Here is a 12,685-nt window from a genome sequence, read left to right on the forward strand (position 1 = left end):
CCGCGTCAGCGCGGCGACGGCGGCCCGGTCGCCACCGGTGGTGCCCGGCACCGCCGGGCGGGCCGCCTGCCGTTCCCGCCCGGGGGTGCGGCCGTCCGTTCGAGCGGCAGTCGCGGCCGCGGTGGGGCCGTTCCGCCCCCCATACGCCCGGAATCAGCCCTACCGCTTCTTTCCGCCGACGTGCGCCCTCCGGCCTCGGAGCCGTACCCGCTGAGCGTGTCGCGGGTACGCGGCCCCTACGGGCGATCAGCCGGGCACCGGAGTTCGGCCACGCACCCCCCGATGCCCCGGACGCGGACGTTCCTGCTCCGTGATTGCCGGGCAACCGCTTGGTGCCCGTGATCACCACCCGAGGAGAGCCCCCGATGACCAAGGTCCTCGTCCTGCACAGCGTCAGCCTCGTGGGGTCGGCGCTCGCCGCTCTGCTGAGATCGGAGGGCGGCTTCGACGTCACCTCCGCCGGCTGGCGGTCCGCGGCGCGGCAGGCGGAGTCCTTACGGCCGGACGTGACCGTCGTCGACCTCGACTGTCCCGGCGCGTCCGCCACCCTGGGGGCCCGAGGGGGCGCCTCCCGCCCGCTCGCCGAGCCGCCCGCGCCCCTGCTGGTGCTCGCCACGTCCGGAACGCCCGGCTCCCTCCAGCGCGGGGTCCGGGCCGCGGCGCGCGGGTACGTGGACAAGGACGGATCACCGGGCCGGCTGGTCCGGGCCATCCGCACGGTCGCCGCGGGGGAGCGGTTCGTCGACGCCTCCCTGGCCACCGCCCTCCTGGACGCCGGCCCCGCTCCGCTGAGCCCGCGCGAACTGAGCGTGCTGGCCCGGGCGGCGGAGGGCGACTCCATCGCGGAGATCGCGCAGGCCCTGCACCTCGCCAGCGGGACCGTACGCAACTACATGGCCGCCGTCACCCGCAAGACGGGAGCCCGCAACCGGGTGGACGCCATCCGGATCTCCCGGCAGGCCGGCTGGGTCTGAGGGCCCGAATCCCGTCCGTGGCCGCAGGCCCCCGCTCACTCCCGCGCGTTCCACACCCCCACCAGCTCCCGGTACAGGGGCGACCTGGCCGGGAGGTCCGCATGCGTGCCGCAGACCGCGCGGGTGCCGTCCAGTACGAGGACCCGGTCGGCCCGCGCCGCGGACGAGATGCGGTGGGCCACGACGACGAGGGTGCCGGGGCGTTCGGCGAGCGCCCGCTCCGCGCGTTCCTCCGCCCGCGGATCCAGATGGCACGTGGCCTCGTCCAGCAGCAGCAGGGGTGCGGGGGAGAGGTAGGCGGCCGCCAGGGCCAGCTGCTGCCGCTCCCCCTGGGAGAGCCCGGCCGGGTCAACGGGTGCGTCCGGGCCGCCCAGCCGGTCCACGAGGCCGTCCACGCCGAGGGCGGCCACCGCCCGCTCCAGCCGTGCCCCGGACACCGGCCCGGGGCAAAGGTGGGTCAGGTTCTCGCGGACGGAGCCCGTGAAGACGTACGCCTGCTGCGGCAACAGGGTCCGCCGGGGATCGGGACCCCGGGCGGGCCCGCGGCCGGCCGGGGCGCCCGCCAGCAGTACGGTGCCCCGGCCGGGCACGAGAAGCCCGGCCAGCAGCGCGGTGAGCGTGGACTTGCCGATACCGCTGGGCCCCACCACGGCGAGGTGCTCCCCCTCGCGCAGGGCCAGGTCGAGGCCGTCGATCACCGGCTGGGCGTGCGGACCGTACGCGAAGCGCACCTGACGCAGCTCCGCCGCGAGGGGCGCGGCCCCGGACGCGCCCGCCGGTTTCGGCCCGGGCTCCGGCGGCCGGGGCCCGGGGATCCGGGACTCCGCGGGACCCGCCGGTTCCGCGACCTGCGCCGGGTCCGGCGCAAGGTCCGGCGCCGGGTCCGCGCCGGGGGGACAGAAGCGCTCCAGTACCACCAGCAGCCTGGTGCCGGCGGAGCCGAGGGCGCCCATGAGGGCGTCCAGCGCGGGCAGCAGGGACTGGACCAGGTAAGTGAGCGCGGCGGCCAGGGCGCCCGCGCTCAGCCCGTGTGCGAGCAGCCACGGCGCGCCCAGGAGCAGCGCGACGACGGGCAGCCGGCCCGCCACCCCGAGCATCACCGTGCGCAGGGCGGCCCAGCGCGCCAGCAGCCGGGTCAGCAGCTCCTGTTCGGCGATCAGGCGCTCCAGGCGGCCCCCGGCCTCGGCCCCTCCTCCGCAGGCCACCACGTCCCGCAGGCCCGCGGCGAGCTCGCCGGCCCGCCCCGCCAGGGCCTCGTCGGTGTCGAGTGCCCGGCGCTGCACCCCTGCCATGGGGCGCAGCGTGAGCAGGAAGCCGGCCGTCCCCAGGAGCAGCGGCGGCAGCACGAACAGGAGCAGGACCGGCGCCAGTGCGGCCATCCCGGCCAGGGCGCCGAGGGCGGTGAAGACGAAGGAGCGGGCGACGAGGACCAGGCCCGCGAAGGAGTCACGCGCCATCTCGGTCTGCTGGGTGAGCCGCGAGACGGCCCCGGAGCGCTCGGCCCGCGCGGGGTCGGCGAGCGCGTGTTCCAGGCCCTGGCGCACGGCCCGGCGGACCAGACCGTCCCGCAGCGGTTCGACGAGGTCCGCGAGCCCCCCGAACACACCCCGCAGGGCGAGCCCGCCGAGGAGGGCCCCGGCCCCGGCCACGGCGAGCCAGCCGGTCCCGGTGCCGGTCCGGCCGGCGAGGAAACCGTCGTCGAGGGCGCGGGCCACCGCGTAACCGCCGAGGAAGGTGTGGGCGGATTCCAGCAGGGACCACAGGGCGAGGACGCCGAGCGTCCGGGCCCGCCCGCGCAGGAAGCGGCGCCCCTCCGCGCCGACCCGCCGCCAGGCGCCCCGCCCGCTCACCGGACCGCCCCGCGACGGGCCGCCTTCCCGCCGCCCGCCCGCCCGGCGGGGGCGGATTCCCCGCCGGTGCCGAACACCGAGCGGTAGGCGGGGTCCCGCCACAGCTCCGCGTGCGTCCCCGTCGCCCGGACCCGGCCCTCCTCCAGCCAGACGACGAGGTCGGCGCGGGCCGCCGTCGAAACGCGGTGGGTGATGACGAGACGGGTGGCGGCCCGCACCTCGTCGACCAGCGCGTGCTCCACCGCGCGGGCGGTGACGGTGTCCAGGCTGGAGGTGGCGTCGTCAAGGACGAGCAGCCGGCCGGCGTGGCAGAACGCCCTCGCGAGACCCAGGCGTTGCAGTTCGCCGCCGGACATCGGCGCGTCGGCGAGCGGAGTGCGGTAACCCTCGGGCAGGCGGCGTACGAACGGGTCGGCGCCGGCCGCCCGGGCCGCGGCGCGCACGGCACCGGACCCGGGCCTCGGCGGCGCTCCGAAGGCGATGGCCGCGCCGACGCTCTCCCCGAACAGCGCCGGCCGGTCGAAGGCGTGGCCGACCTCGCGGCGCAGTGCTCCGGAGGTGAGTTCCTCCAGCGGGGTGCCGTCCAGCAGCACCTGCCCCGCGTCACAGGCGGTGAGGCGTCCGGCGACGGCGGCCAGCAGGGTCTTGCCGGAGCCGGTGCGTCCCACGACCGCGGTGGTGGTGCCGCCCGGGATCCGCAGGTCGACGTCGTGCAGGACGACCGCGCCCGCACGCTCGACGCGGACCCCGCGGAGCTCCAGGGTGCCAGGGCCGTCGGCGGCGTGCTCGCTGTCCCCCTCGGCGAGCGGCGGCAGGCCGAGGAGGGCCGCGGTCCGGCGGGCGGCGGCCCTGCCCCGCACCACCGCGGCCAGCCGGCCCGTGACGGCTCCGGCGCCGGCCGCGAGCCCCGCGTACCGTACGGCGGCGAGCAGGCCGCCGACACCGAGCGCCCCCGCCGCGAGGCGGATGCCGCCCACGCCGAGCACCACGTACAGCAGGAGCGGCATCAGGGCGCTGGTACGGGCGACGGTCGCGCCGTAGATCCGCCACGTCCGCCGCCCCTCACGGCCCAGTTCGGGCAGCTCGGCGAGGATCCGCGCGGCTTCCCGCTCCCCGGTGCCGGCGGCGGCGATGGTGCGCGCGCCGGCCAGGGCCTCGGCGAGACGCCCCGCCATGGCGAGCTGCACCCGCTGGTACCGGCTGACGCTGGCTCCCGAGGCGCGGGTGAAAGCCCTCAACAGCAGGACCAGCAGGGGCACTCCGGCCAGGAAGGCGACGCCGGTCCAGACGTCGACGAGGAACAGGGCGACGAGCCCGCCGAGCGGGGGCAGCACGGCCGTCGCGGCGGTGGCGACGGCCGCGGGAACGGTCGCGGCGGCGGTGGCGTGCGCCGTGAGCCGGGCCGCCGTCTCGCCGGGGGCGTGCTCGGCCGCGTGGTGCGGGGCGGTGCGGAGCAGGGCGGCGAGTCCCCGCCGGCGCAGCCAGGCGGCGGAGCGGGCGTCGACGCCGCCGGTGAGCCGTGCCGTCGCCGCGTCCAGGAGGACCTCGGCCGCGGTCAGCGCCGCGCAGTACAGGGCCCACCGGGTGCCGGAGGGGTCACCGCGCAGGAGCAGGTCGAGGCAGTGGCCGAGGACGGCGGGTTCGGCGAGAGCGGCGCAGGCGGCGGCGAGCGAGCTGCCGAACACGGCGGCGGTGCGGCCGGCGCTGTGCCGTGCGGCCGCCTTCAGCGCCCGGTCGGCCGTACGGGCGGCCGCCGCCTCACCGGGGTCGTCGGTCGGGATCATGGGCGGCGGCTCCTCGAATGCCCGCGGGCCCGGGACGGGCTGCCCGGGGATGAGGTGCGGGCCCGGGCGAGGTTCCGCCCGGGCCCGGAAAGCGTCCCGATCAGTTACAGGTGGTGACGCTCAGGCTGCTGTCGCCGCACAGGAGCAGGCTGGCGCGGCTGCCGCCCCCGGTGAGGTGCGCGGCCTCGGTGTTCTCTTCCTTGGGGGTCTCCATCGACTGCAGATCGAGAAGGGTCATGGCTGATTCCTTTCCTTCGCTGGGATGTTCTGACCGGTCACGGCCCCCCGGTGGGGGACCGGCTCTGGGGCCGCCGCGGTACGTGGCGGCGGGAGGAACGGCAGGTGCGCCCGCCCGCCGGTGGCGGCGCTGCCCAGGGCGAGCAGCGCGCCGGCGGTGCCGGTGGACAGGTCCATGGACAGGCGCATCAACTGCTCGCCCGGGAAGGCGAGTCGTCCCTGGTACGGCAGCGCGTGGCGGGCCAGTGCCTCGATCTGCCGGGCGATGTCCCGGGCGCGGGTCCCGGGGCCGGGCGTGGTGGTCCGGGACAGGTGCAGGATCATGCCCGAGGCGCCCCGGAAGAGGCCGGGCTGGGCGTAGAAGGTCGCCTGCGCCGCCTGCACGATCTGGGTCCGCGCCTCCTCGAATCGCTCATCGGGGGCGTGTTCCAGCCAGTCGTCGAGCACCATGCCGATGCCGACGCTGCCCGCGCCCAGGTAGGGCATGGTGCGCCAGCCCTCGTCCACCTGGAGGGTCCCGAAGGCGCTGGTCACGCAGTGGTCCAGGTCGCGGTGGAGGAAACGTGCCGCACGCAGGAGCAGTTCCGGGTCCCCGGTGCGCTCGTAGAGGCGCAGGTGGAGCAGGGCGATCCCGCTGTGCCCGTAGAGCAGCCCCGTCCGCTTCAGCCCGGGTGCCGCCTCGAAGGCCAGGCCGGCGCAGCGCAGGGCGGCGCTGTGCAGCGCGCCGTCGCCGGTGGCCGTGCCGAGGGAGTCCAGGGCCAGCCCGATTCCGGCGAGTCCGCCGTGCAGGTCGGGGCCCGTGGACGGCCACGGCTCGTCCAGCAGGCGCCCCACGAGGGCGAGGGCGCGGTCCCGGTGGCCGAGCCGGTGGTGGGTCCAGGCCAGTCCGGCGAGGCCGTCGTAGAAACCGAGCGGGGTGCCGGAGGGCGGCTCCTTCGTACGGGCGAGCAGCCATTCCTCCGCTTCGGGCCAGGGGGCGGCGCCCGTTTCGGCGAGCGCGTACAGGACGCCGGCGGCGCCGTGGCCGAACGCCGCGCCGCCGGTGGCGGTGGCGAACTGGGCCGGGTCGCCGGGGAAGAGCCGGTCCTCCCGGTCGGGCGTGGCGGTGGCGTGCAGGGCCGCCGTCATGGAGGCGCGGGCGGCCGGCCAGTCACCCGGCTCGGCCGGGAGGTACGGCCGGGCGGGGGCGGGTGTCCGTCCGCCGGCAGCGTCGGCCGCGGGCCCGTGCCCGTGCCCGGATCCAGGGCCGGCTGCGGATCCGGCCTCGGGTCCGGCGAGGATCTCGCACACCGCCTCGTCGAGGAAGGACCGGGGGACGGGGAACTGCGCCGCGGCGATGTCCGCGAGGTGCGCCGCCTTCGCCCGGTCCATGACGAGCAGGCTGGTCAGTGGCAGGAACAGGGCGAGTCGCAGACAGGCCAGCGCGTAACGGTCGACGGCGAAGCCGCGCCGGTCCGGCGGCGCCACGAAGGCCGGGTTGGCGACCGTCTGGCGCAGGCCTTCGTCGACGTGGGCGGCGGCCTCGAAGTCGAGCAGGGCGACGGACGGTTCGCCCGTGACGGGGTCCTCGGCGACCATGATGTTGAAGAGGTGGAGGTCGTTGAAGACGATGCCGCGCGAGTGGACGGCGTCGACGGCCTCCGTCACCCGTGCGTGGATCTTCAGCGCCCACTCGGTGTAGGCGGCGAGCTCCGCGACCGCGGGATCGGCCTCGATCAGCGGGTGGCGGCGGGCGAAGTAGGTGTTGAGGGGCTTCCCGTCGAGGTACTGCAGCGCCAGGAAGTGGTGGTCCCCGACGGTGAAGGTGCCGCGGACGGCCGGGACGCAGTCCAGCCCGTCCAGCCGCTCCAGAGCCCGGCGCTCCCGGTGCAGCCGGGTGACGGCGTCCGCTTCGTCGGCGGCGAGCCCGGCGAAGGGACGGCCTTCCTTGAGGACGACCGGCTCGCCGGTGCGGGTGTCGCGGCCCGCGTAGACGCCGCCGCCGTTGGAGAAGTGCAGGGCCCGCTCGATGGTGTAGGGGATGTCCTCGAGGGTGACGGCCGAGCGCCGGTCCAGGTGGGGCCGCAGGAAGCCGGGCAGTTCGACCCAGGCCGGCGGCTGGAAGACCGGGCCGCGGGCGTCCGGTACCAGGCGTCCGTCGGGCGTCTCGATGGCCGGGACCAGCTCGCCGTCGCCGTCGTAGCAGTGCCGCAGGGTGAAACTGCCGTAGCGCAGGTGGACCGGGCCCTGGTTCCAGCGCAGGTCGCTGAGGATGTACGGGCCGGGCTCGCCGGCCAGCAGGGCGTCCAGGTCCTCGGCGGTACGCCGGCAGGCTTCCGCGTCGGCCGGGTAGACGGTCAGGAACTTGCCGCTCGCCGCGCGGTCCGCGTACTTGGCGTTGCGCAGGTGCAGCAGGTACCGGCTCGGCACGAACTTGAAGGCGGTCCGCCGCTCCACGCAGTAGGCGTACACCTTGCCCAGGACGGCCTCCGCGTTGTCGAGGCCGGCCGAGACGTGGATCTTCCAGCCCTGGGAGGGCAGCCGGAGCCCGAGGGGGCGCAGGGCGAGCCAGTCACCGCTGCGGTGCGAGGTCCACCCCTCGGGTACGGGGGCGAGGGCCGACGGGAAGCTCTCGCCGCCCCGCCGGTACGGGGCGTCGTAGAACCAGCGGTCGGCGTCGCAGAAGGCCGCGTGCCCCTTGTTCACACCTGCTCCCTCGGTCGGTGACGTGAGCAAAGGTGGCACGCCGCCAGGACCCGGCGACAGTCGTGTTTGTCACCAGCCCGACGTGCGGTACGCACGCGTCACTTGGCGGCCACCGCCCCCGGCCCGCCCGGCCGCCGCCTCGATCCGGTCACCCTGGACGGCTCGGCGGCGGACCGGTCGCGGCCGCCACCAGCGGGGAGCCGGCGCGGGGAACGCACGCGGAGCGCAGAGCTCCGCGCCGTCGCGCGGAGCGGACCCGCGGTCACCAGGCGGAAGCCGCCCGGACTCCCGCCTCTCATCCGATTTTCGAATGATCTGTCCGTAACTCGACCGTCGATGTGCGTCGGCCCTTCACACCTGAGAGGGTCAACCCCGGCTAGGCGCTACATAACAGCTGTAGTGCCACCTTCAACCTTCGAATCGAAAGCGAGTGTTGTCGTGCGTCACCGCTTAGCAGCCGTCTCCGCCGCCGCTCTCCTCTGCCTCGCCGGCACCACGAGCGTGGCGCAGGCCCAGCCCGCGAGCCCGTACGCCCCCTCCGCCATGGTCCTCACCATCACCCAGGGGGACGACGCCGCCACGGGCACCGTCCTGCGGGCGACCGTACTCAGCTGCGCCTACACCGCCGAGGGCACGCACCCCGCACCCAGGGCCGCGTGCGACGCCCTTAACGCCACCGGCGGCCGGCTCGACCGCCTGCTGTCCGCCCCGGATCCGGGCCGCGCGTGCCGGCGGAACTACGACCCCGTCACCGTCACGGCGGACGGCGTCTGGCACGGCGACCGCCTCGCGTGGAAGTACACCTTCCCCAACGCGTGCGTGATGTCCGCGACCCTGAACGGCAACGCCCTCTACGCGTTCTGACGCGGCCGCCGACGCGGCCTTCACCCGGACGGAGGGGCGTGGTCCGGCCCGTGGCGGGTACACGCGCGTCGCGCACCCGCCGTCCGGTGCCCGTCCCCGTGGAGGCCTTCTGTGACGTCCCGCCTGTCCGCCCTGATCAGCGCCCACCTCATCACCGTCGCCGGCGCGCCGCTGCAACTGCGCCTCACCTATGCCCCGACGGACCCGCTCGCCGTGCGCGCGGTCATCCTGCACGCCGGTACGCGGCTGGCGTGCTGGCACTTCGAGCGGCAGATGCTCGCGGACGGACTCGTACGGCCGGTGGGGGAGGGAGACGTGCTCTTCCGGCCCGTGGACGGCGCCGACGGGCGAGCGCTCCGCATCGAACTGCGCGGAGCCTGCCCGTCCGGCCAGGGCCGGGCGGTGCTCCTCGCGGACGCCGACGCCGTGGCCGCCTTCCTGCGACGGACGTACGCGGTGGTGGCGGCCGAGGAGGAGAGCGCCCACCTCGACGGGCTGCTGGACGCCCTGCTCAGCCGGTGAGGCCCAGCGGATGACGCTCCCTCAGGTGGCCGCCAGCCGTTCCAGCGCGGCGGCGACGGGCGCGACGCCGTCCTCCTCCGCCAGCCTGCGGGCGATGTGCCGGGCACGGTCTCGGTAGGGGTCGGTCACGGCCTTCCGGATCGCGGAGCCGAGGGCGGCGGCGTCGAGGCGGCGCAACGGCACCACCCCGGGGGCGGTGCCCAGCCGCACGAGACGGGACGCCCAGAAAGAGGCGTCGAACTGGACCGGGACGGGCACGCAGGGCACCCCGGCGCGCAGGGCCGCGCCGGTGGTGCCGGCTCCGGCGTGGTGCACGAGGGCGGCCATCCGGGGGAAGAGCAGGGAGTGCGGCACGTCCCCGAGGGTGATCATGTCGTCCCCGGTGGCGGACAGTCCGGCCCAGCCGTGCTGGATCACACCCCGCAGGCGGGCCGTGCGCAGGGCGGAGACGACGAGGGCGCTCAGGCCCCGGGGGCCGGGTGCGGTGGCGCTTCCGAGGCCGACGTAGACCGGGGCGGGGCCGGAGGCGAGGAAGTCCTCCAGTTCCGGCGGGAGCCGGCGGTCGGCGTCGTGGGGCCACCAGTAGCCGCAGACGTCCAGGCCCGGCCGCCAGTCGCGGGGGCGCGGAACCACCACCTCGCTGAAGCCGTGCAACACGGGCCAGCCCTGACGTTCACGGACGCGGCGGGCGCCGGACAGGCGGACCGGGGGCAGGCCGTGCTCCGTGGCCAGGATCCGCACGGCCCGGGTGTAGACGCGGTCCACAGCCGCGGTGACGGCGTGCCGGCCGATCCGGTTGCCCAGCGGCCCCAGGGAACGCGTGCCGAGCATCGGGGGAGGGAAGTGGCGGGTGCCGTGCAGAGGCTGCAGGAAGAGCCCCATGCTGGGCCGGGAGCAGCCCTCGGCGATGGCACAGGCCAGGGGCGCGACCGACCCCGCGGTCAGTACCACGTCCGCGTCGCGTGTCGCGCGCACCAGCGGCAGCGTCATCTCGGGGGCGATGCTCCTCGCCAGTGCGATCGCACGCAGCAGCTTCGCCGCCCCGGTCCGGCTGCGGTGGAGCCCCCGGCCGCGCGTCGAGTGCAACTTGGCCCTGGGATCGCCGGGAAGGGGCCGGAAGCGCACCCCCGACCCGGCCAGCAGCGGCTCGAACCCGCAGTGGGTGACCAGGGTGACCTCGTGCCCGGCCCGGACCAGGCCCGCACCCAGGCCCGTGTACGGTGCGACGTCCCCGCGTGACCCCGCCGGCATGATGGCGATCCTCATGTCCGCCAGCGTGGCGGCATTCCCCGCCCGTGCCGCCCGGAACGGCCCGGGCGGCACGGAAAGTCATCCGAAACGACCGCGGCGCGGGGCGGGTTGGGATTCCTACTGCTTCTTGAAGGAGCGGATCTGGTAGGTCCCCATCAGATTCCCGCCGTTGCCGGCCGATGTGGATCCCACGCGTGCGTTGTAATTGGTCTGGGTGTAGTACTGGACCCGGTTGTTCTTTCCGTTCCAGACGGAGCGGACGTTGATTCCGCGCTGAATGAAGCCGCAGTTGTCGGCCGTGTTCGCCCTCTGGGCGTCGGGCCACTCGCAGCGCTCCCCACCGCCGTTCCAGTCGCTGTAGATGCAGAAGTTGCCCGAATTGCAGGCGTATGCCGCGGGCTGGCTCTCGGTGGCCGCGGCCACGGGTGCCGCAGCGAGGGCGAGGGAGAGACCGACGGCGGCTGACGAAATCATTCGGCGCATGACAGAAGTTCCCCTTTTACGCATCGCGACCGGGGCACTGCCCCGGAGAAGGGATGGGGACGGCCGGAGAGGACCCGGAAACGAATAACGCGCCGTTCCGGGCGGCCCGTCAAGCATGGAGGCGCGTCCCCGCGCCGGGCGAGCCGTTTTCGCGTCAGCCGGTGGCGGGATATCGGAATGCGCGGGCTCTGCCTCCGCGCGCCGCGAACGCGACCTGGCCGGGGACACGCCGGATCGGGCGCGCGATCGGCGCAGAGGGCCTGGCGCGGCGGCCGGCGGGGTGGCGCGAGTAGCCTCGGAGCACGACCCGTTCCCAGAGCGACGAACAGGAGCAGTGGTGGCCGTTACCCGCCGTACCTCACTCACCGCCGTGGCCGCCCTCGCCGCCGCCCCGCTGCTCGGCCGCGCCAAGGCCGCCAGGGCCGCCGACGCGCCGGGCACGGTCGCGCCTGCCGCCGCCGGTGCTCCGGCTGGCCGCGCCTTCGCGGCCCTGGAGCGGCAGTTCGACGCCCGGCTCGGGGTCTACGCGGTCGACACCGGCAGCGGACGGACCGTCCAATACCGCCCCGACGAGCGGTTCGCCTACTGCTCGACCCACAAAGCGCTCTCGGCGGCCGCCGTGCTCCAGCGGAACACTCTCGAAGAACTGGAGGCCGTCGTCCGCTACGGCCCCGCCGACCTGGTGGCCCACTCACCGGTGACCGAACAGCACGTCGACACCGGCATGCCCCTGCGCGCCCTGTGCGACGCCGCCATCCGCTACAGCGACAACACCGCCGCCAACCTCCTGCTCGACGAGCTCGGCGGACCGAAGGGCCTCCAGTCGGCGCTCGCCGTCCTGGGGGACACCACCACCCGGGCCGACCGTTACGAGACGGACCTCAACGAAGCCGCGCCGGGCGATCTCCGCGACACCAGCACCCCCCGCGCCCTCGCCGCCGACCTGCGCGCCTACGTGCTCGGCGACGTCCTCGGCGCCGGGAAGAGGGCCCTGCTGACCGATTGGCTCAAGCGCAACACCACCGGCGGCGCGCTCATCCGCGCCGGTGTCCCGGCCACCTGGGAGGTCGGCGACAAGACCGGCGGAGGCGGCTACGGCACCCGCAACGACATCGCCGTCGCCTGGCCCCCCGGGGCCACCCCCCTCGTCATCGCCGTCCTCTCCAGCCGGGGCACCCCCGACGCCGCATACGACGACGCGCTCATCGCACGCGCCGCCACCACCGTCGTCACGGCCCTGGCCCTGCCCTCCCGCGGGGCTGCTGCCGCGCGGTCGAACGGCTGACCGGGCGAGGGCCGGCCCCGGCCGCTCAGGACCGGGGGCCCGGCCCGTGCCCGTTCCGCAGCCGCTCGGCGAACGCCCGCGCGGCGGCCAGGTCGTCCCGGTTCGGCCGCTGCTTGCGGATGCCGCCGACGAGCCGGAACGGCGCCCACGTATCGAGGGCCCGGCACGAGAAGCTGCCGTCCACCCGGAAGCCCTTGCCCGCGAGGCGCCGGGCGAGGGGCCGGGTGAAGGGCGCCGGCGGCAGTTCGGGCAGCCCGCTGGTGGCGAACACGAAGGCCCGGCCGCGTGCGCCGGGAAGGGCTTCGGCCACAGCGGTCAGCCGCGGGTGGAGCCTGCCGTAGAAGACTCCCGAGCCGAACCCCACGAGATCGGCGGCGGCCAGCTCCACGAGGTCGGCCTCCTCGGGGGTGACGACTTTCGCGCCCAGGACCTGGGCCATGGCATCGGCGACGCGACGCGTATTGCCGTGGGAGACGGAGGTGCAGACGATGACGGACTTCATCCTGAGGTTCCCTTCTCTCGCTTCCGCAGTGGGGACAGGAGGAGGGCGCGACATGTGACAGGACGTGGAAGTGACGGCGCTCACAGCCGCGTACGACGCGGGCCCCCGCGTCCGGGTCCGGGAGTGGCTCCGGTCACGCGTCGCAGAGGTCTGGGACGGATACGGGGGGTGAGGTTCGGGGGGTGGGGCGGTGAGGCGCCCCACAGGAGGCAGATCACATTCGGCCCGGAATAGTAGCCCCGGCGGGG

Annotated in this window: 11 protein-coding genes; 4 read left to right on the top strand and 7 right to left on the bottom strand. The window is 75.5% G+C overall.

Going from position 1 to position 12,685, the window contains the following annotated elements; all coding sequences use genetic code 11:
• The first annotated feature begins 365 nt into the window (after nt 1–365).
• Complete coding sequence (locus ACFY7H_RS15185) at nt 366–974, top strand: response regulator transcription factor (protein ID WP_388938095.1); 609 nt, start codon at nt 366–368, stop codon at nt 972–974.
• 35 nt (nt 975–1,009) lie between these two features.
• On the opposite strand, the gene ACFY7H_RS15190 is transcribed toward ACFY7H_RS15185, so the two are convergent.
• The 4 genes from ACFY7H_RS15190 to lanKC all read right to left on the bottom strand — a co-directional run bounded on the left by ACFY7H_RS15190 (nt 1,010) and on the right by lanKC (nt 7,530).
• On the bottom strand, nt 1,010–2,824 hold the full coding sequence (locus ACFY7H_RS15190; RefSeq protein ID WP_388938097.1) for an ATP-binding cassette domain-containing protein: 1,815 nt from the start codon (nt 2,822–2,824) through the stop codon (nt 1,010–1,012).
• Entirely contained in the window at nt 2,821–4,608 is a 1,788-nt protein-coding gene (locus ACFY7H_RS15195) for an ATP-binding cassette domain-containing protein (RefSeq protein WP_388938099.1), read from the bottom strand. The genes ACFY7H_RS15190 and ACFY7H_RS15195 overlap by 4 nt, the downstream gene beginning before the upstream one ends.
• A 100-nt stretch (nt 4,609–4,708) precedes the next feature.
• Nucleotides 4,709–4,846, bottom strand: coding sequence for a SapB/AmfS family lanthipeptide (locus tag ACFY7H_RS15200; protein WP_388938101.1), 138 nt, complete (start codon nt 4,844–4,846; stop codon nt 4,709–4,711).
• Entirely contained in the window at nt 4,843–7,530 is a 2,688-nt protein-coding gene (lanKC, locus tag ACFY7H_RS15205; protein WP_388938102.1) for a class III lanthionine synthetase LanKC, read from the bottom strand. The genes ACFY7H_RS15200 and lanKC overlap by 4 nt, the downstream gene beginning before the upstream one ends.
• 438 nt (nt 7,531–7,968) lie before the next feature.
• Between lanKC and ACFY7H_RS15210 the strand changes: the two genes are divergently transcribed.
• Complete coding sequence (locus ACFY7H_RS15210; RefSeq protein WP_388938103.1) at nt 7,969–8,394, top strand: subtilase-type protease inhibitor; 426 nt, start codon at nt 7,969–7,971, stop codon at nt 8,392–8,394.
• 111 nt (nt 8,395–8,505) lie between these two features.
• A complete protein-coding gene (locus ACFY7H_RS15215; protein ID WP_388938105.1) occupies nt 8,506–8,916 on the top strand; it encodes an SsgA family sporulation/cell division regulator in 411 nt (136 codons plus the stop codon).
• 21 nt (nt 8,917–8,937) lie between these two features.
• Here ACFY7H_RS15215 and ACFY7H_RS15220 read toward each other — a convergent pair whose 3' ends face one another.
• Nucleotides 8,938–10,182 (bottom strand): glycosyltransferase, encoded by a 1,245-nt coding sequence (locus ACFY7H_RS15220; protein ID WP_388938106.1) that lies wholly within the window; start codon nt 10,180–10,182, stop codon nt 8,938–8,940.
• 102 nt (nt 10,183–10,284) lie between these two features.
• Nucleotides 10,285–10,650: a peptidase inhibitor family I36 protein gene (locus ACFY7H_RS15225; protein ID WP_388938108.1), complete on the bottom strand. Its 366-nt coding sequence runs from the start codon at nt 10,648–10,650 to the stop codon at nt 10,285–10,287.
• A gap of 334 nt (nt 10,651–10,984) precedes the next feature.
• Here ACFY7H_RS15225 and bla point away from each other — a divergent pair, with 334 nt between their 5' ends.
• A complete protein-coding gene (bla, locus tag ACFY7H_RS15230) occupies nt 10,985–11,935 on the top strand; it encodes a class A beta-lactamase (RefSeq protein ID WP_388938110.1) in 951 nt (316 codons plus the stop codon).
• 25 nt (nt 11,936–11,960) lie between these two features.
• Here bla and ACFY7H_RS15235 read toward each other — a convergent pair whose 3' ends face one another.
• Nucleotides 11,961–12,437 carry a flavodoxin family protein gene (locus ACFY7H_RS15235; RefSeq protein ID WP_388938111.1) on the bottom strand — a complete coding sequence of 159 codons (477 nt, stop codon included), beginning with the start codon at nt 12,435–12,437 and terminating at the stop codon, nt 11,961–11,963.
• Nucleotides 12,438–12,685: the final 248 nt, after the last annotated feature.

It is taken from the genome of Streptomyces sp. NPDC012794 (assembly GCF_042901085.1).
Classification (GTDB): domain Bacteria; phylum Actinomycetota; class Actinomycetes; order Streptomycetales; family Streptomycetaceae; genus Streptomyces.

What these genes read in the sequence shown, in the direction of transcription:
- ACFY7H_RS15220 (WP_388938106.1), bottom strand. Translation starts at nt 10,182, where the DNA reads ATGAGGATCGCCATCATGCCGGCGGGGTCACGCGGGGACGTCGCACCG.
- ACFY7H_RS15225 (WP_388938108.1), bottom strand. Translation starts at nt 10,650, where the DNA reads ATGCGCCGAATGATTTCGTCAGCCGCCGTCGGTCTCTCCCTCGCCCTC.
- ACFY7H_RS15200 (WP_388938101.1), bottom strand. Translation starts at nt 4,846, where the DNA reads ATGACCCTTCTCGATCTGCAGTCGATGGAGACCCCCAAGGAAGAGAAC.
- ACFY7H_RS15185 (WP_388938095.1), top strand. Translation starts at nt 366, where the DNA reads ATGACCAAGGTCCTCGTCCTGCACAGCGTCAGCCTCGTGGGGTCGGCG.
- ACFY7H_RS15235 (WP_388938111.1), bottom strand. Translation starts at nt 12,437, where the DNA reads ATGAAGTCCGTCATCGTCTGCACCTCCGTCTCCCACGGCAATACGCGT.
- ACFY7H_RS15195 (WP_388938099.1), bottom strand. Translation starts at nt 4,608, where the DNA reads ATGATCCCGACCGACGACCCCGGTGAGGCGGCGGCCGCCCGTACGGCC.